The organism is Rhodococcus sp. BP-160, from assembly GCF_019836205.1.
Lineage (GTDB): Bacteria > Actinomycetota > Actinomycetes > Mycobacteriales > Mycobacteriaceae > Rhodococcoides.
In genome coordinates, this window is sequence record NZ_JABUEK010000001.1 from 46,163 (window position 1) to 63,684 (window position 17,522).

Consider the following 17,522-nt stretch of genomic DNA (forward strand, 5'->3'; position numbering starts at 1 on the left):
GGCTGACACCCGCACCACGACGGCGGGCGACGGAAGAGATTCCGTCGCCCGCCGTCGTCGTCGTGTGGTCGCCTCAGTGTGCGGCGTCGTCCCAGGTGCGACCCGTTCCCACGGAGACGTCGAGCGGCACCGACAGCTCGATGGCGTGCGCCATCTTGTCTCGGACCAACGCCTCGACCTCGGCGCGTTCGGACTCGACGACCTCGAGCACCAGTTCGTCGTGCACCTGGAGGAGCATCCGCGAGGTGAGCCCGGTTTCGACCAGTCCGAGCTGGACGTCGATCATCGCGACCTTGATGATGTCGGCCGCGGTGCCCTGGATGGGGGCGTTGAGGGCCGCGCGCTCGGCGACCTCGCGGCGCTGACGATTGTCGCTCGTCAGATCCGGCAGGTAGCGGCGACGTCCGTAGAGAGTCGAGGTGTAGCCGACCTTGCGCGCCGCCTCCACGACCTCGTGCAGATAGTCGCGCACCCCACCGAACCGGGAGAAGTACGCCTCCATCTGCTCCTTGGCCTCCTCGGTGGAGATCTTGAGCTGCTGGGAGAGGCCGTAGGCACTGAGCCCGTACGCCAGTCCGTACGACATCGCCTTGACCCGGCGGCGCAACTCCGGCGTCACCTCGTCGATGGGCACCCCGAAAGCGCGCGACCCGACGAAGCTGTGCAGATCCTCGCCGGTGTTGAAGGCCTCGATGAGCCCCTCGTCCTTGGAGACGTGCGCCATGATCCGCATCTCGATCTGGCTGTAGTCCGCCGTCATCAGCGAGTCGTAACCCTCGCCGACGACGAAGCCCTCCCTGATGCGACGGCCCGCGGACGTCTTGACCGGAATGTTCTGCAGGTTGGGCTCGGTGGAGGACAGCCGACCCGTCGCGGCGATGGTCTGGTTGAACGTGGTGTGGATGCGCCCGTCGTCGCTGACCGACTTGAGCAGACCGTCGACCGTCACCTTGAGCCGCGTGGCGTCCCGGTGATCGAGTAGGTGCCGGAGGAAGGGATGCTCGGTCTTCTCGAACATCGACTGCAGCGCTTCGGCATCGGTGGTGTAGCCGGTCTTGGTGCGCTTGGTCTTGGGCATGTCGAGCTCGTCGAACAGGACCACCTGCAACTGCTTGGGTGACCCGAGGTTGATCTGCTTGCCGATCACCGCGTAGGCCGCCTCGGCGGCGACGCTCACCTCCCCGGCGAACTGGCTCTGCAGGTCGTGCAGATGATCGAGATCGATCGCGATACCGGTGTTCTCGACGGTGGCGAGCACGCCGAGCAGCGGCAGCTCCATGTCCGAGAGCAGCGGCGCGGACTCGATCTCGTCGAGCTCACGGTCCAGCGCGTCCGCGAGATCCAGCACCGCCTGCGCTCGCAGGATCTCCCCCTCGGCCACCGCTGCCTGCGTCTCGTCCTCGCTGTCGAGCAGGGACAGCTGGGCGTCGCCGGCGTCCTCGATGCGCAACTCGCGCTTGAGGTACCGCAGCGACAGGTCGTCGAGCGCGAAGCTCCGCTGCCCCGGGCGGACCAGGTAGGCCGCGAGTGCGGTGTCGCTGGTCAGCCCCGCGACGGGCCATCCGCGACCGCGCAGCGCATGCAACGCCCACTTGGCCTCGTGGAGAGCCTTGGGCCGCGACTCGTCCGCGAACCAGGCCGCGAGCGCCTGCTCGTCCTCGGCGGTGAGCCCGATGGTCTCGACGTAGGCACCCTCCCCGTCCGCCGACGCGAACGCGACGGCCGACGCGTCACCGTCGAACGGGGACCGCGTCCCCACGACGGAGAGCCCGGTGCGGACACCGTCCTGCGTGTGCGCCTCGAGCCACTCGGCGAGCTCGCCCGGTTCGAGCGCGCGGCCCCGCACCTCGAAGCCCTCCTCCGCCTCCGGCTCGGTCGACGAGAGGGTGGCGAAGAGCCGATCGCGCAACACACGGAACTCGAGATCGTCGAACAGCGCGTGCACGCGCTCGCGGTCCCACGGCGCCAGCTGCAGCTGATCCGGTGTGTACGGCAGAGGGACGTCGCGCACCATCTCGGTGAGTTGACGATTGAGGACGACGCTGGAGAGATTGGCGCGCAGCGCGTCGCCGACCTTGCCGCGCACGGTGTCGACCTTGTCGACCAGGTCCTCGAGGCTGCCGTACTCCCGGATCCACTTGGTGGCGGTCTTCTCCCCCACCCCCGGGATGCCGGGAAGATTGTCGCTGGGGTCTCCGCGCAGGGCCGCGAAGTCCGGGTACTGGGCCGGGGTGAGTCCGTACTTGCTCTCGACCTCCGCCGGCGTGAACCGCGTCAGGTCGGAGACGCCCTTGCGCGGGTAGAGGACGGTCACCTGGTCGTTGACCAACTGCAGCGAGTCCCGGTCGCCGGTGACCACCAGCACCCGGTACCCCGCCGCGACCGCCTGCGTGGTGAGGGTGGCGATGATGTCGTCCGCCTCGAAGCCCGGCTCGGCCATCACCGGGATGCCCAGTGCTCCGAGGACGTCCTTGGTGATGTCGATCTGGCCCGCGAACTCGTCGGGCGTCTTGATGCGATTGGCCTTGTACTCCGGGAACTTGTCCGCCCGGAAGGTCTGACGAGAGACGTCGAAGGCCGCGCCGACGTGCGTGGGCGACTCGTCCCGCAGCAGATTGATGAGCATGGAGGTGAACCCGTACACCGCGTTGGTGGTCTGCCCGCTGGTGGTCTTGAAGTTCTCGGCGGGCAGGGCGTAGAAGGCGCGGTACGCCACCGAGTGACCGTCGATCAGCATCAGGAGGGGCGAGGACTCGGTTACTGGACTCACGCAGGTCAGTCTAGGGAGGCGTACCGACACGGGCGTGGTCGGCGGTCGACCGCTTCGAAACAAGACTGAAACATCGAAGAAATCGAAGCGGCCGTTCTCGATACCCGGAGCCCGATAGAGTCCGACAATTGCAAGCAGAGCCGAGATTCCTCGGCGTTAGTCGACCGTCCGAGAGGACCCCCGTGCCCCCCTCGAGTCCTCGACGGCCCGGACGAACGACGGCCACCGCCGCCCTCGTCCGCGCGCTCGTCGTCGTACTCCTCGGCCTCATCGCCGCAGCCACCTTCGGTGGAACGGCCCTGGCCCAGGAACCCACTCCGTCCCCCACTCCGAGCTCGAGCTCCCCACCCGCGAGCGGCTCCGAGTCCGACTCCGCTCCACCCGCCGACGCGGTGAACGTCAGCGGCAGCCTGAACAACGCCGGTGAACGCCTCGTCGGCGTCGACGTCGTGGCCCTCGACTCCGGAGAGTCCGAGGTGGCTCGCACCACGTCGGAAACCGGTGGGCGATGGACACTTCCGGTCTCACCCGGCAGTTACACGTTCCGCGTCGACCCCGAGACCCTGCCCGACGGTGTCTCCGTGCAGGGCGACGTCGAACGCACCGTGGAGGCAGGTCGCGCCAACACCGTCATCTTCAGTTTCGGTGAGGAACGCAGCGCCACGGTCGTCCCGTTCTACGAGAAGTTTCTGCGCACCACCATCGACGGGCTGCGCTTCGGACTGGTCATCGCGCTCGCCGCGATCGGTCTGAGCCTCATCTTCGGCACCACCGGGCTCACCAACTTCGCCCACGGCGAGTTGGTCACGCTCGGCGCCGTCGCGGCATGGGTCTTCAACCAGAAGCTCGGGATCCAGCTGATCCCGGCGACCGTCCTGGCGGTGATCGTCGGTGTGGCGGTCGGCTGGGCGAACAACGCCGGACTCTGGAGACCGCTGCGCAGACGCAAGACGGGCCTCATCGGCCAACTCGTCGTCTCGATCGGTCTCGCGATCGCCCTGCGGTACCTGATCCTCATCTTCTTCTCCGACCGCGCCGAGCCGTACAAGGACTACCAGGCGCAGGTGCAGCGTGAGTGGGGGCCGTTCGCCATCACCGACGTCAACCTCGCCTGCATCGTCATCAGCGTCGTGGTGCTCGTGCTCGTCGCGCTCATGCTGCAGAAGACCCGTATCGGCAAGGCCATGCGCGCCGTCGCCGACAACCGCGATCTCGCCGCGTCGTCCGGCATCAACGTCGAGCGCGTCGTGACCTTCGTCTGGTGCATGGGCGGCGGTCTCGCCGCTCTGGGCGGCGTGCTGTTCGGGCTCTCCGAGCTCGGCGGACGCGTCCAGTGGGAGATGGGCTTCAAGCTCCTCCTGCTCATGTTCGCCGGCATCACCCTCGGTGGCCTCGGTACGGCGTACGGCGCCCTGCTCGGCTGTGTCATCGTCGGTCTGCTGGTGCAGTGGTCGACGCTCGTGATCAACCCCGACCTCAAATACATCGGAGGATTGCTCGTCTTGATCGTCATCCTCATCGTCCGGCCGCAAGGCATCCTGGGCTCGCGGCAAAGGATCGGCTGACCATGGACATCATCGGAGCAATCCAGGTATCGCTGGCCCAGCTCGTCGGGCCCTCCGCGATCTTCTACGCACTTCTCGCCATCGGACTGAACCTGCACTTCGGCTACGCAGGACTACTCAACTTCGGTCAGATCGGCTTCGCCCTGCTGGGCGGATACGGCGTCGGCATCATGACCATCACGTACGAACAGCCGCTGTGGCTCGGCATCCTCGTCGGACTCGCGGCAGCCGGTCTCCTCGCGCTCGTGCTCGGTATCCCCACCCTGCGCCTGCGGGCGGACTATCTCGCCATCGTCACCATCGCGGCGTCGGAGATCCTGCGACTGGTCTTCCGGTCCACCGCGTCGAACGGTGTCACCGGATCGACCAACGGCCTCTTCGGTTTCGCCGATCCGTTCACCAACCTCAGCCCGTTCGACTCGGGCAAGCAGTACTCGTTCGTCGGCGTGAAGTTCTACGGCGACGACCTGTGGGCGATGGTGGTCGGATGGTCACTGGTGCTGATCCTGTGCGGACTCGTGTACCTGCTCACGCACAGCCCCTGGGGACGCGTCCTCAAGGCGGTGCGCGAGGACGAGGACGCCGCCCGCTCGCTGGGTAAGAACGTCTTCGTATACAAGATGCAGGCCCTCGTCCTCGGTGGCGTCATCGGCGGTATGGGCGGCGTGTTCAACGCTCTGCAGACCAAGTCGATCAACCCCGACTTCTACTCGACGGCGCAGACCTTCTTCGCCTTCGGCGCACTGATCCTCGGCGGTGCGGCCACGGTCTTCGGTCCGGTCGTCGGAGCCATGCTCTTCTGGTTCTTCCTGTCGATCCCCGACGTGCTGCTGCGTCAGGCCGCCGCCGGCGACGACCCGCTCATTCCGATGACCGAACAGCAGGTCGGCGCCACACGATTCGTCCTCCTCGGCATCCTCATCGCGGTGCTGATGATCTTCCGCCCGCAGGGACTGCTGGGCAACAAGCGGGAGGTACAGCTCGATGCCAAGTAACACCATCGCGGCACGCAAGCCGCTCAGCGCCGAGGTGCGCGCGGCGTTGTTCGCCGACGTCGCGAACACCCCCGGCGTCGCCAAGCCCGACCCGACCATGGTGGTCGACGGCGTGTCCCGGACCTTCGGTGGCCTCAAGGCCGTCGACGTGGCACACCTCGAGATCCAGCGTGGCTGCATCACCGGCCTGATCGGCCCGAACGGCGCCGGCAAGACGACCTTGTTCAACCTGCTCACCGGGTTCGACCAGCCGGACACCGGGTCCTGGTCGATGGACGGCAAGTCGCTGGGCAGGATGACGCCGCACCAGGTGGCGCGCCACGGTGTGGTGCGGACATTCCAGCTGACGAAGGCACTGTCGAAGCTGACCGTGCTGGACAACGTCCGGCTCGGTGCCACGGGACAGAAGGGTGAGCGGATCTTCAACACGCTCATGCCGTGGACGTGGAAGGCGCAGGAGCGGGAGGTGACCGAGCGTGCGCGGGAACTGCTCGCGCGATTCAAACTCGACGCGAAGTCCGAGGACCTCGCGGGATCCCTCTCCGGCGGACAGCGCAAGCTGCTCGAGATGGCGCGAGCGCTCATGACCGATCCCGCCGTCGTCATGCTCGACGAGCCCATGGCCGGCGTCAATCCCGCACTGACGCAGAGCCTTCTGGGCCACATCAAGTCGCTGCGCGACGACGGCATGACCGTCGTCTTCGTCGAGCACGACATGGACGTGATCCGCGACATCAGTGACTGGGTCGTGGTCATGGCTCAGGGCAGCGTCATCGCCGAGTCCGCGCCCGCGCAGTTGGCGGACAACGAGGCCGTCGTCGACGCGTACCTGGGAAGCCACCACGATCAGGCGCTCGAGTTCGACGCCGACGGAAATCCTGTGGGCGCCACGGCAGAACTGGCCGAGGCGCTCGAGCAGGCCGAGGTCGAGACACTCGAGTCGGGCGGAGATCTCTCCGAGGCCGAACCCGAGATCGGGACGGACAAGAGGACCATGACATGACCGAATCCGGAGCGACCACATCCGGGGGAACCGGGCTCACCGCAGCAGAATTCGCGGCGACACCGGACGAACACCGCCGCCTGGCCACCGACGCGCTCGTGCGTGCCGACGACCTGGTGGCCGGATACATCCCCGGCGTGAACATCCTGAAGGACTGCAACTTCTATCTGAACGACGGCGAGATCGTCGGCATCATCGGCCCCAACGGTGCCGGCAAGTCGACGTTGCTCAAGGCACTCTTCGGTCTCATCCCGATCCGCAGCGGATCCGTCACGCTGCGCGGCGACACCATCACCTCCGCCGAGGCACACGTGCTCGTGACGAAGGGCGTCGGTTACGTTCCGCAGACCCAGAACGTGTTTCCCTCGCTCACCATCGAGGAGAACCTCGAGATGGGGATCTACCTGCGGCCGAAGAAGTTCCAGGAACGGTTCGACTTCGTGAGCGAGCTTTTCCCGCTGCTGTCGGAGCGTCGCAAGATCAAGGCGGGCGCACTGTCCGGTGGCGAGCGGCAGATGGTCGCCATGGGCCGCGCGCTGATGATGGAACCGTCCGTGCTGCTGCTCGACGAGCCGTCGGCGGGCCTGTCCCCCATGTTCCAGGACGAGGTGTTCATTCGCTGCAAGAAGATCAACGCGGCAGGCGTCTCCATCATCATGGTGGAGCAGAATGCTCGCCGGTGCCTTCAGATCTGTGACCGCGGCTACGTGCTGGATCAGGGCAAGAATGCGTACACCGACACCGGCACGAACCTGATGAACGACCCCAAGGTCATCGAGCTGTACCTCGGCACGTTGGCGGGGAGCAAAGAGAAGAAGTAGTACCCGCGCACACCGACAGGGGCGCTCCGAGTTCGCTCGGGGCGCCCTTCTCGCTGTCTGCGGCCCCTCACCCTCGGCGAGTACGTCCGAAGTGCCGTGCAACGAGCCGTATTCACAACACTGTCGACGTACTCGCGGACGGGGAGCCCCGAGCACGACAGCAGAACGGGCCCGACTCCAGTGGAGTCGGGCCCGTTCCGGGCTACTGCAGATCAGCCGCCGACGACGATGTAGTCCTCGGTGGTGAGCTTGTTGTCCGGTCCGAAGACCAGCTTGCCGTACGAGCCGACGGACGGCTCGCCGCCGTCGGTGAACGCGAGCTCACCGGTGACACCGTCGTAGTCGATGTCGGTTCCGGCCTTCACCAGCGGCAGGCACTCCTGGAACGTGGTGCACTTCGTTCCGTCCTTGGTGACGGAGTTGATGTTCGCCGCGATGTCGACACCCGCGGTGGACTTCGCCTGCTCCGCGGCCAGGGCGGAGATCACGACGGCGTCGTAGGACTCACCGGCGTAGTTGAAGTCGACCAGAGCCGGGTTGACGGCCTTGAGACGGTCCTGGAAACCGGCGCCCACGTCGGTTAGCGGCGTGGTGCCACGCATGGTGTCGAGCAGGCCGGGTCCGACCGACTCGCCGAGGGCGTTGCCCATGTTGCCGTCGACGCCGTAGACGGCGGTGCCGTCCGACGGTCCGATGCCGATCTCGTGCATACGGGTGATGATCTTCGCCGACTCCTCGAAGCCGATGATGGCGACGGCGTCCGGGTTGAAGTTCTTCACCTGGTCCACCTCGGCGTTGAACGACTGCGCGTTGGGGTCGTAGATGATCTTCTGGATCTGGTCGGACGCGATGCCGGCGTCCTCGAGGTTGGTGACAGTGTTGCTCGCCAGGCCCGTACCGTACGGGTCGTTGAGCGCGAGGATGGAGACGCGCTGGCCGCCGTCCTCGGCGATGAGCTGCGAGAGCGCCTGTGCCTGAAGCACATCGGTCGGTGCCGTGCGGAAGTACTGGCCCTTGTCCGCGTAGCAGACGAACTGGTCGGAGGTGTTGGCCGGCGAGATCTGCACGACGCCGGCGCTGGCGATCTTGTCGATGACCTTGAGGGACACCGAGGACGACGCTGCACCCAGGATGACACTGACGCCGGCCGCGAGCTCGCGGTCGACGGTGCTGTTCGCGGTGTCCGTGGTGGTGTCGCCCGAGTCGCCGGGGATGAGCTCCATCGGCTGGTCGAGAACGCCACCGGCGCCGTTGACGTCGTTGACGGCGAGCTGCACGCCGGCGACCTCGGGCGGGCCGAGGAAGGCGAGGCTACCGGTCTCGGGAAGCAGTGTGCCGAGCTTGAGCGGAGTGGTCACCGGCGTCGCGCCGGCAGTTGCCTGCTCGGGTGTGCAGTCGGTGTCCACGGTGGCCTCCGCAGCTGCGGAAGAGCCGCCGGCAGCGCTGGTTTCGCTGCCGGAACTCGAATCGTCGCTCGAGGAACAGCCGAACAGGGCGAGCGAAGCGACGCTCACCACCGCAGCCGTCCGAACGATGGTTCGTCTTGCCATCTGTCGTCTCCTAGAAATATGTGCGTCACGCACCCGATACCGTGACGCTCGTGAAGGAGAACCTATCGCTCCCCGACGGTTCGCGACCCGTGGAACAAGCCCTGTGACCTTACTGTGACGTCTACGCAGCCAGTTTTAACGCAGCCGTAGCCTGGCACAGTCTTCGAGGCCGGATCACGGCACTCGGTGTCACGCGACGGGGGCGTCTCCGAGCGTCTCGATGACGACGGAGGCGACCGCTTTCATGGTGGTGCGGCGGTCCATCGCGGCCCGCTGGATCCACGTGAAGGCCTCCGGCTCGGAGAGCGACTGGGACGTCATCAGCAGACCCTTGGCGCGCTCGATGAGTTTGCGCGTGTCGAGGCGGTCGTGGAGATCCGCGATCTCGGTCTCCAGCGCGGAGATCTCGGTGAACCGGCTGGCGGCCAGTTCCACGGCGGGCACCAGGTCCGCCTTCGTGAAGGGCTTCACCAGATACGCCATGGCGCCGGCGTCGCGGGCCCTCTCGACGAGTTCGCGCTGGCTGAAGGCCGTAAGGATCACGACCGGAGCCAACCGAGCCGCGGCGATCTCGGAGGCCGCGTCGATACCGTCTCGACGCGGCATCTTCACGTCCATGATCACCAGATCCGGAACCAGGGCGCGGACGAGGTCCACCGCTTCCTGACCGTCCGCGGCCTCGCCGACGACGTCGTACCCCTCCTCGCGCAACATCTCCACGAGGTCCAGCCGAATGAGTGACTCGTCCTCCGCGACCACCACACGACGTGGCTGCGACGGTGCCGGTGTGTTCACGCTGACTCGCCCTCCCTCGATGCACTGCTCCCCCGCGGCGGCGCCGTTCTCGACGCTGCGCCCGGGCCGTCGTCAGGGTACCGGTGCACCGCATCCGGCACCGATCTTCTACACTCGGTGACCGCACCAGCTCGCCCCGCGAGCGGTTCGCCCTCGTATCCCAATTGGCAGAGGAAACGGATTCAAAACCCGTGCAGTGTGAGTTCGAGTCTCACCGAGGGCACCAGGACATCTCCCCCGCAGCCGCTCAGGCCATCGATCGAACGTCCAGCGAGAGCGCGAATCCCGGATCGGCCGCCCCCGTCGTCAGGCGCAGCACGTGGCGCCCCACCCGTCGGCATGCGAAGGAGATCGGGAACGCCACAGCCTGCTGCTCCCCCTCGAGGTGACCGGCGACGGGCAGTTCGAACACGTGCAGAGGCTCGTCCTCGCCGTCCGTGATCTCCACCCGTACCCGCTCACCCGACACGTCGTCGGGGCCACGCTGCAGCAGGACCACCAGGTAGGCCTCGACGGGCTGCGCGAGGGACGGGAGCACACACCAGTCCCAGATGCCGCCGAGCACGTCGAGCTTCTGGTCCGACTGGCGCGCGTAGTCGGCGAAGAAGGCACTCGTGACGATCATCGGACGACCCCGGCGGTGGGCACCGTGATCTGATGGGACGACAGAACCGCCGCATCATCGAAAGGCTCCGTCGTGTCCGTTCTGCTCTCCGCCGCCGTCGTCGCGGCGGGTGTCGGTTCCGCTGCGGTGGCCGGCGTCCTGCTGGCCTTCTCCATCGCCGTGATGCCGGCGCTGGGCGTACAGCCCGCGTCCGCCGCCACGGCGGTGATGACGCGCGTGAACGTGGTCATCGTCGCTCCCGTCTTCATGGTCCTGCTGTTCGGTACCGCGGCGGCATCGGTCCTCGCCGCCGTCACCGCGTTCCTCGAGCCTGGCACACCCGCCGTTCTCGTCGCAGCGGCGGCGGCGCTCTACGTCGCGGGCTGCCTCGGCGTGACCGTCGCCGTCAACGTGCCGCTCAACGATCGGCTCGCTGCCGCGGAGGACGTGTGGCCCGAGTACCTCACTCGGTGGACCCGGTGGAACCACGTCCGCGTGATCGCAGGACTGGGTGCGTCGGTGCTGTTCGTCGTCGCCGGTGTCGCAGCATGACGGTGGTGCACGGCTTCGCCCCGCTCGTCGGCGACTCGCCTCACACGCTGGTGCTCGGTTCCATGCCGGGGGTCGCGTCGCTGACGGCCGAGCAGTACTACGCCCATCCGCGGAATGCGTTCTGGCCCATCATGACTCATCTCTTCCACCTACCCGGGGATGCCGGTTACGCGGAGCGCGTGCGCGCACTCACGGCCGCGGGCGTCGCGGTGTGGGACGTTCTCGAACTGTGCACTCGCGAGGGCAGTCTCGACTCGGCCATCGAGAGCGACACGGTGGTGCCGAACGACATCGACGCGCTGCTCACGGCCCACCCCACCCTGGACTGCATCGTGTTCAACGGCGCCGCGGCGGCGCGGCTGTTCGCTCGCCACGTGGCGCTGTCCCGGCCCGTCGAGACGTTCCGTCTGCCGTCCACCAGCCCTGCCCATGCCGCCCTGAGCACGGCGGCGAAGGTCGACGCCTGGCGCATCGTCGCGAGGGACGACCGGTGACCGCGACGGCCTCGAGTCTGCGCTTCGCGCTCCTCGTCACCGCCGCGAGCGGGTTCCTCGATGCCTACACCTACGTCAGCCGAGGCGGCGTCTTCGCCAACGCGCAGACGGGCAACGTCATCTTCCTGGCGATCGAGGTGTCGCGGACGCACTGGCGGGACGCGGCCCAACACCTCTGGCCGATCCTCGCGTTCGTGGTCGGTGTCTCGATCGCCAACGTCATCAAGACGGGACGCGCCGAACGCCGAGTGCACCGGCCGATCCGGTGGTCCATCGCGGCGCAGGCAGCCATCCTCGCCGTGGTGGGCTTCGTACCCGCAACGGTGCCGAATGCGCTGGTCACCGTGCCGATCTCTTTCATCGCCGCGCTGCAGATCGCCCTGTTCCGGAACATCGGCGATCTCAACTACATCGCGATCGCGATGACCGGAAATCTGATGCGCGTGACCGAGGCCGGCTTCGCTGCGATCGTCGACCGCGACTCCGCCGGCCGACGGGCGTTCGGTGTCTACAGCGCCGTGATCGCCGTGTTCGTCCTCGGCGCACTCGCCGGCGCCGCCGCGACCGGGTCAGTCGGCGTCCGCGCCGCGTGGATACCGGCCGCGGTGTTGGCGGCGACGCTCGCGATCTTCGTCATCGACGAGCGCACGCCCTGAACACCCCGGTCAGTCGTGGCTCACCGGTGACCCCGATGCGACCATGCCCCGCGCGAGCTCGAGTCGACGTCGGACGGCCGTGATCAACTCGTCGTCCGTCAGCGCGGCGGCGCTGGCGGCCAACTCGATCGACGCGTCGACTTCTCGAGGCTCGAGGTAGCGCGCGACGACGAGCGCCTCCACCGGATTCCGACCGAAGTGCCGTGCGACCGCGATCACGCGATCCGCACTCGGCGTGTTCTTCCCCAGTTTCCATCTCGAGACCGACGCGGGGTCCACCCCTGCAGCCCGCGCGATCTCCACTTGTGATGCTCTGTCTGTGACGCGGTTCAGATACTCCCACCACGTCTCCCCCACCCCGGACGTCTGATCCATGGCGCGAACACTACTGACACGGACGCAAGTTCACGCGCAGTGTGTCGATTGCCCGCCCGCCAGTGCATGTGTACCTTTCGTCTCGTGCGCGCAACGAGCGCGACACGATCGATCACCGGGGGGAATCGATGGCGAATCTCGAGCTGGACCGCGACGGGCTGGAACGACTACGGCGCTTCGCTCACATCACGACCGACGGGCAACTGGCCGAACGCATCGGGGTCGACCCGGCCACGGTCTCCCGCATTCTCAGCGGGAAGTGCGCGCCCGGAACGAAATTCATCGCCGGCCTGCTCTCGGAGTTCGGGACCGACCGCTTCGACGACGTCTTCGTGGTGACCGACGACCGCGTCATCGTGCCGGGAAATGGCGGATGAGCCCTTCCTGCACCACGGTCGCCACCAATTCTCCTCCGCGCGAGAAGAATCGGCCGGTGGCCAGTCCGCGGGACCCCGCGGCGACCGGCGACTCGGTGGCGTAGAGCATCCACTCGTCGAAGCGGAACGGACGATGGAACCAGATGGAATGGTTCACCGTCGCGGCCACGATGCGGTCGAAACCCCAGGACAGACCGTGTGTGGTGATGATCGAGTCGAGCACCGTCGTGTCCGACGCGTATCCCATCGTGGCGACGTGCAGAGCGGGATCGTCGGGCAACGGTCCGTCGGACTTCATCCATACCCTGTTGTGGTTCGACCGTTCTCCGGTGCCCTTCATGATCCAGGCCGGATCATTGGCGTACCGCATGTCGATCGGCTTCAGCGCGTCCACGAACATCTTCAGACGGTCCTCGTACCCGTCGAAGTGGTTGCCCAGCGGCGGCAGCGATTCCGGGTACTCCACCTCGGGCCACTCGACGCTGTGCTCGAGGCCGCCGCGCGAGTCCTGGTAGGCGGCGAGCATGACGAACAGCTCCTCGTCACCCTGGTAGGCCGTCACCTGACGGTTGGCGAAGGCGCGGCCGTCACGATGACGTTCCACGCGGAAAGTGATGTCTCGCTTGACATCTCCGCCGCGAATGAAGTGTGCGTTGATGGCGTGGATCGGCCTCGCCCCGCTGACGGTGCGGCCGGCCGCGACCAGCGCCTGGGCGACCAGCTGTCCGCCGAACGTTCTGCTCCCGACCTCTGCCGGGTGGCGGCCGACGTAGGTGTTCTCGTCGACCTCCGTGAGGTCGAGGATGTCCAGCAACACGTCGAGGTCGCGTGAGCGCCCCGCCGTGGCGATCGGCGCGTCCCCCCGACGCGCCGATTCCGGTCTGTCGACCGTTCCCCCCAGTTTGGTCACTTACCGGTCCTCTTCTCCGATTCGGTGCACGTGGATCAAGTTGGTGGAGCCTACAGTGCCGGGAGGCGCACCGGCGACGATCACGACCTGGTCGCCGCGGTGATAACGGTCGAGCTCGAGCAACGACTTGTCGACCTCACGCACCATGCCGTCGGTGGTGTCGACGAACGGCACCAGGAACGTCTCGGTGCCCCAGGTCAGAGCGAGCTGACTGCGCACCTCGGGGATGGACGTGAAGGCCAGCAGCGGCAGCCGCGAATGCAGACGCGCCATGCGCCGCACGGTATCACCGGACTGCGTGAAGGCGACGAGAGCGCGTGCGTCGAGCCGCTCTCCGATGTCGCGAGCCGCGTAGGAGATGACGCCGCGCTTGGTGCGCGGAGTATGGGTGAGCGCTGGAACCGCGTCGCCCTCCATCTCGACGGTCTCCACGATGCGTGCCATCGTGCGCACCGTCTCCATGACGAACTTGCCGACGGAGGTCTCGCCGGACAGCATGACGGCGTCGGTGCCGTCGAGCACCGCGTTCGCGACGTCGGACGCCTCCGCGCGGGTGGGACGCGAGTTCTCGATCATCGACTCGAGCATCTGCGTGGCGACGATGACGGGCTTGGCGTTGGCGCGCGCGATCTGGATGGCGCGCTTCTGCACCAGCGGCACCTGCTCGAGTGGGAGCTCGACCCCGAGGTCACCACGCGCGACCATCACCGCATCGAAAGCGAGGACGATGGCCTCGAGGTTGTCGACCGCTTCCGGCTTCTCGATCTTGGCGATGACGGGGACCCGGCGGCCCACTCGGTCCATGATCGCGTGCACCAGCTCGACGTCGGCCGGCGACCGCACGAACGACAGTGCGATGAAGTCGACTCCCAGGGCCAGAGCGAACTCGAGATCCTCGGTGTCCTTGTCCGACATGGCGGGAACCGACACGTCCATGCCGGGGAGGGACACGCCCTTGTTGTTGCTGACGGGGCCGCCCTCGGTCACGCGGCAGAGGACGTCGTTGCCCTCGACACCGGTGACGACCAGACCGACCTTGCCGTCGTCGACGAGGAGGCGATCGCCTTCCTTGGCGTCCTGCGCGAGTTCCTTGTAGGTGGTGGAGACCCGATCGTGGGTGCCCTCGCACTCCTCGACCGTGATGCGGATCAGCTCACCGTTGGCCCAGGTGGTCTTGCCCTCCTTGAACCGGCCCAGCCGGATCTTCGGACCCTGCAGGTCGGCGAGGATGCCCACGGCCTTCCCGGTGGCGTTCGACGCCGCACGCACCCGCTTGTAGTTCGCCTCGTGGTCGGGGTAGTCGCCGTGGCTGAAATTCAGCCGAGCCACATCCATTCCGCTCTCGACGAGTTCCTTGATTCTCTCGTCGGTGGCAGTCGCCGGTCCCAGGGTGCATACGATCTTCGTCCGTCGGGTCACGGGCGCAAGCCTAGTCCCCGCCGGACCCGATTCCTATCGACGACGCCGCTCTATGTCCTGACAATTGGGCTACTGGCCAGTAGTTAACCGGGAGGTCGTTCAGGGTTTGAGAAGTCGGCCGTTCCCGTCGCGGACCTTGCTCACGAGCATCACGATGCCGTCGACGAGGCACCACAGCCAGACGGCCGCGTAGAGCGGGATACCGATCAACGCGCCGATGATCGTCACGGTCAGCAGGACGCTCACGATGAACGACACGAGCTGCGCGACGCCGAGCACCGTCGAGCCGATGTAGAACCGGCCGATGCCGAGCGGCAGACCGAAGAGCAGCGGGGCCAACTGGAGAACACCTGCCGTCACCTTCGACTTGTCGCCGAACGGTTCACCCGTCCCCATGTCTCGACCGAACGGCGCCATCGGATCGACGCCGTGGCCGCCCGCGAACGGTGGCTGCCCGTACTGCGGCTGCTGACCGTACTGGGGCTGCCCGTACTGCGGCTGGGCGTACTGCGGCTGGGCGTACTGGGGCTGACCGTACTGGGGCTGGGCGTACGGGGTGTCCGCGGCCGGCCGTGCGGACCAGTCCGTCGACTCGGGCTCACGATTCCAGGAGCCGTACTCGCCGACCGGGTAGCCGAAGGCAGCCGTGTCACCGGCCGACGGTTCGGGGTACGTCCCCGGCGACGGGTAGGACGGGTAGGCGCCGGAACCCGGACCCTCGCCGAAACTGGCGTTGGTGTTCCACCCCGGACCGGGAGTGCTCCCGGTGACGTCGTCGGACCCCACGGGGTCCGAGCCGGTCGACTTCTTCGTCAGGTCAGGCTTGTCCGGATCGGTCACGTCCCTCGTCCTCACTCGTCGTCGGGGTGGTCACCTCGCTGGTGGATCGGTCCTCGTCCTTCGCCGGAGCATCGGCGTCCGCCTCGTCCGTCACCTCGCCGTCAGGCTCGACCTCGTCGGTCCGGGTGCGCAGCGTGGCCGGTTCCTCACGACCCTTGGGCGCGAGGACGACGTACGCCAGCGCGAGCAGGAAGACGATGCCGGAGGTGAACGAGTTGACGCGGATGCCGCCGATCAGCGTCGCGAAGTCGCTGCGCATCAGCTCGATGACGAAGCGTCCGGCGCAGTAGCCCGCGACGTACAGGGCGAAGATGCGGCCGTGTCCGAGGCGGAAGCGACGGTCGACCAGCACCAGGAGCACGACGACGACGACGTTCCACAACAGTTCGTACAGGAACGTCGGATGCACGACCCGCTCGACGATTCCGGTGGAGACGCCGGCGAGGGAGTCGACCCGACCGTTGGCGTCGACGCGTTCGTAGATCTCGAGGCCCCACGGCAGGGTGGTGTCGCGTCCGTAGAGCTCCTGGTTGAAGTAGTTGCCGATGCGGCCGATGGCCTGCGCGAGGAGGATGCCCGGCGCGACGGCGTCGCCGAAGGCCGGGAGCGGTATCCCGCGTCGCCTGCAGGCGATCCACGCGCCGACACCACCCAGGAAGACGGCGCCCCAGATGCCGAGACCGCCCTGCCATATCTTGAGGGCGTCGATCGGATTGCCACCCTCGCCGAAGTACGTCGGCGCGTCGGTGATGACGTGGTAGAGCCGACCGCCGATGAGTCCGAACGGCACGGCCCACACGGCGACGTCGAGGACGGTTCCCTTGTCGCCGCCGCGGGCGACCCAGCGGCGGTCACCCCACACGATCGCGACGACGATGCCGACGATGATGAAGAAGGCGTACGCCCGCAGTGCGAGCGGCCCGACGTACCAGACGCCCTGCGGCGGACTGGGGATGTAGGCGAGCACGGCGGTGTTCGCCGCGAGCATCACGACGCGGCCTTCGCCGACCGCACGCCCTCGGCGAGTTCTGCGGTGAGCGCGGAGACGGCGCCGACACCCTGGTCGACGGCGGAGACGAGCGCGGATCCGACGATGACGGCGTCGGCGTACGCGGCGATCTCCGCGGCCTGGGCACCGGAACGCACCCCGAGGCCGATGCCGATGGGGATGTCGGAGTGCACGCGGATGCGGGACACCAGTGCGGGCGCGGCAGAGGACACCGCATCGCGGGCACCCGTCACGCCCATGGTCGACGCGGCGTAGACGAAACCGCTGCTCGACTGCACGGTGCGCGAGAGACGCTCCTCCGTCGACGACGGTGCGACGAGGAAGATGCGATCGAGCCCGTGCTCCTCGGAGGCGCCGAGCCAGTCGCCGGCCTCGTCGGGGATCAGGTCCGGCGTGATCATGCCGAGGCCGCCCGCCGACGCGAGATTCGCGGCGAACTCGGTCACGCCGTACTTCATGACCGGGTTCCAGTACGTCATGACGACGGCCTTGCCACCGGCGTCGGCGATGGCCTCGACCACGGTGAAGACGTCGCGGACGCGGGCGCCGTTGGCCAGGGCGCGCCCTGCGGCGGCCGCGATGGTGGGGCCGTCCATGACGGGATCGGAGTACGGGACGCCGACCTCGATGATGTCGCAGCCGCTGTCGACGAGCGCGCGCACGGCGTCGATCGACTCGGGCACCGTCGGGAACCCGGCGGGCAGGTAGCCGACGAGGGCGGCGCGGTGCTCACCGCGGGTGTGGTCGAAGACCGGGCCCAACCGCGACGGACCGGAGTGCACCGGGA

The 17,522-nt window shown here is 67.4% G+C and carries 18 protein-coding genes and 1 tRNA gene; 9 read left to right on the forward strand and 10 right to left on the reverse strand.

Going from position 1 to position 17,522, the window contains the following annotated elements:
• Positions 1-73: 73 nt before the first annotated feature.
• A complete protein-coding gene (gene polA / locus HQ306_RS00195) occupies positions 74-2,737 on the reverse strand; it encodes a DNA polymerase I (RefSeq protein ID WP_222628453.1) in 2,664 nt (887 codons plus the stop codon).
• Between the two features lie 215 nt (positions 2,738-2,952).
• Between polA and HQ306_RS00200 the strand changes: the two genes are divergently transcribed.
• Genes HQ306_RS00200 through HQ306_RS00215 form a run of 4 tightly spaced genes read left to right on the forward strand, consistent with a single transcriptional unit; the run spans position 2,953 to position 7,154 of the window.
• Positions 2,953-4,335, forward strand: coding sequence for a branched-chain amino acid ABC transporter permease (locus HQ306_RS00200; protein ID WP_027506768.1), 1,383 nt, complete (start codon positions 2,953-2,955; stop codon positions 4,333-4,335).
• A 2-nt stretch (positions 4,336-4,337) separates the two neighbouring features.
• Positions 4,338-5,330, forward strand: coding sequence for a branched-chain amino acid ABC transporter permease (locus HQ306_RS00205; RefSeq protein WP_027506769.1), 993 nt, complete (start codon positions 4,338-4,340; stop codon positions 5,328-5,330).
• Entirely contained in the window at positions 5,320-6,333 is a 1,014-nt protein-coding gene (locus HQ306_RS00210) for an ABC transporter ATP-binding protein (protein ID WP_222627031.1), read from the forward strand. Before HQ306_RS00205 ends, HQ306_RS00210 begins: the two co-directional genes overlap by 11 nt.
• On the forward strand, positions 6,330-7,154 hold the full coding sequence (locus HQ306_RS00215; RefSeq protein ID WP_027506771.1) for an ABC transporter ATP-binding protein: 825 nt from the start codon (positions 6,330-6,332) through the stop codon (positions 7,152-7,154). Before HQ306_RS00210 ends, HQ306_RS00215 begins: the two co-directional genes overlap by 4 nt.
• Before the next feature lie 212 nt (positions 7,155-7,366).
• On the opposite strand, the gene HQ306_RS00220 is transcribed toward HQ306_RS00215, so the two are convergent.
• Entirely contained in the window at positions 7,367-8,704 is a 1,338-nt protein-coding gene (locus HQ306_RS00220; RefSeq protein WP_027506772.1) for an ABC transporter substrate-binding protein, read from the reverse strand.
• Between the two features lie 189 nt (positions 8,705-8,893).
• Positions 8,894-9,499 (reverse strand): ANTAR domain-containing response regulator, encoded by a 606-nt coding sequence (locus HQ306_RS00225; protein ID WP_027506773.1) that lies wholly within the window; start codon positions 9,497-9,499, stop codon positions 8,894-8,896.
• Between the two features lie 149 nt (positions 9,500-9,648).
• Between HQ306_RS00225 and HQ306_RS00230 the strand changes: the two genes are divergently transcribed.
• Positions 9,649-9,725 (forward strand) — tRNA-Leu (locus tag HQ306_RS00230).
• Positions 9,726-9,746: 21 nt separating this feature from the next.
• Here the strand turns inward: HQ306_RS00230 and HQ306_RS00235 are convergent.
• Positions 9,747-10,124, reverse strand: a complete 378-nt coding sequence (locus HQ306_RS00235) for a hypothetical protein (protein WP_027506774.1) — start codon at positions 10,122-10,124, stop codon at positions 9,747-9,749.
• Positions 10,125-10,196: 72 nt separating this feature from the next.
• Here HQ306_RS00235 and HQ306_RS00240 point away from each other — a divergent pair, with 72 nt between their 5' ends.
• From HQ306_RS00240 to HQ306_RS00250, 3 genes are read left to right on the forward strand one after another with little or no spacing between them, the layout of a single operon-like run.
• Positions 10,197-10,655, forward strand: a complete 459-nt coding sequence (locus tag HQ306_RS00240) for an anthrone oxygenase family protein (protein WP_308115500.1) — start codon at positions 10,197-10,199, stop codon at positions 10,653-10,655.
• Positions 10,652-11,149 (forward strand): DNA-deoxyinosine glycosylase, encoded by a 498-nt coding sequence (locus HQ306_RS00245; protein WP_222627033.1) that lies wholly within the window; start codon positions 10,652-10,654, stop codon positions 11,147-11,149. The genes HQ306_RS00240 and HQ306_RS00245 overlap by 4 nt, the downstream gene beginning before the upstream one ends.
• Positions 11,146-11,805 carry a YoaK family protein gene (locus HQ306_RS00250; RefSeq protein ID WP_056447941.1) on the forward strand — a complete coding sequence of 220 codons (660 nt, stop codon included), beginning with the start codon at positions 11,146-11,148 and terminating at the stop codon, positions 11,803-11,805. The genes HQ306_RS00245 and HQ306_RS00250 overlap by 4 nt, the downstream gene beginning before the upstream one ends.
• 9 nt (positions 11,806-11,814) lie before the next feature.
• Here the strand turns inward: HQ306_RS00250 and HQ306_RS00255 are convergent, their stop codons facing one another.
• Complete coding sequence (locus tag HQ306_RS00255; RefSeq protein ID WP_082544652.1) at positions 11,815-12,180, reverse strand: helix-turn-helix transcriptional regulator; 366 nt, start codon at positions 12,178-12,180, stop codon at positions 11,815-11,817.
• A 128-nt stretch (positions 12,181-12,308) separates the two neighbouring features.
• Between HQ306_RS00255 and HQ306_RS00260 the strand changes: the two genes are divergently transcribed.
• Positions 12,309-12,557: a helix-turn-helix transcriptional regulator gene (locus HQ306_RS00260; protein WP_027506778.1), complete on the forward strand. Its 249-nt coding sequence runs from the start codon at positions 12,309-12,311 to the stop codon at positions 12,555-12,557.
• On the opposite strand, the gene HQ306_RS00265 is transcribed toward HQ306_RS00260, so the two are convergent.
• The 5 genes from HQ306_RS00265 to trpA form a co-directional block, all read right to left on the reverse strand.
• Entirely contained in the window at positions 12,532-13,407 is an 876-nt protein-coding gene (locus HQ306_RS00265; RefSeq protein WP_027506779.1) for an acyl-CoA thioesterase II, read from the reverse strand. The two genes, HQ306_RS00260 and HQ306_RS00265, sit on opposite strands and share 26 nt — an antisense overlap.
• Before the next feature lie 60 nt (positions 13,408-13,467).
• Positions 13,468-14,886, reverse strand: a complete 1,419-nt coding sequence (gene pyk / locus HQ306_RS00270) for a pyruvate kinase (protein WP_027506780.1) — start codon at positions 14,884-14,886, stop codon at positions 13,468-13,470.
• A gap of 99 nt (positions 14,887-14,985) precedes the next feature.
• The gene (locus tag HQ306_RS00275; RefSeq protein ID WP_222627035.1) at positions 14,986-15,726 is read right to left on the reverse strand and encodes a TM2 domain-containing protein; all 741 of its coding nucleotides are present in this window, start codon (positions 15,724-15,726) and stop codon (positions 14,986-14,988) included.
• Complete coding sequence (gene lgt, locus HQ306_RS00280) at positions 15,704-16,714, reverse strand: prolipoprotein diacylglyceryl transferase (RefSeq protein ID WP_222628471.1); 1,011 nt, start codon at positions 16,712-16,714, stop codon at positions 15,704-15,706. The genes HQ306_RS00275 and lgt overlap by 23 nt, the downstream gene beginning before the upstream one ends.
• Positions 16,714-17,517 (reverse strand): tryptophan synthase subunit alpha, encoded by an 804-nt coding sequence (gene trpA / locus HQ306_RS00285; RefSeq protein WP_056448083.1) that lies wholly within the window; start codon positions 17,515-17,517, stop codon positions 16,714-16,716. The genes lgt and trpA overlap by 1 nt, the downstream gene beginning before the upstream one ends.
• Positions 17,518-17,522: the final 5 nt, after the last annotated feature.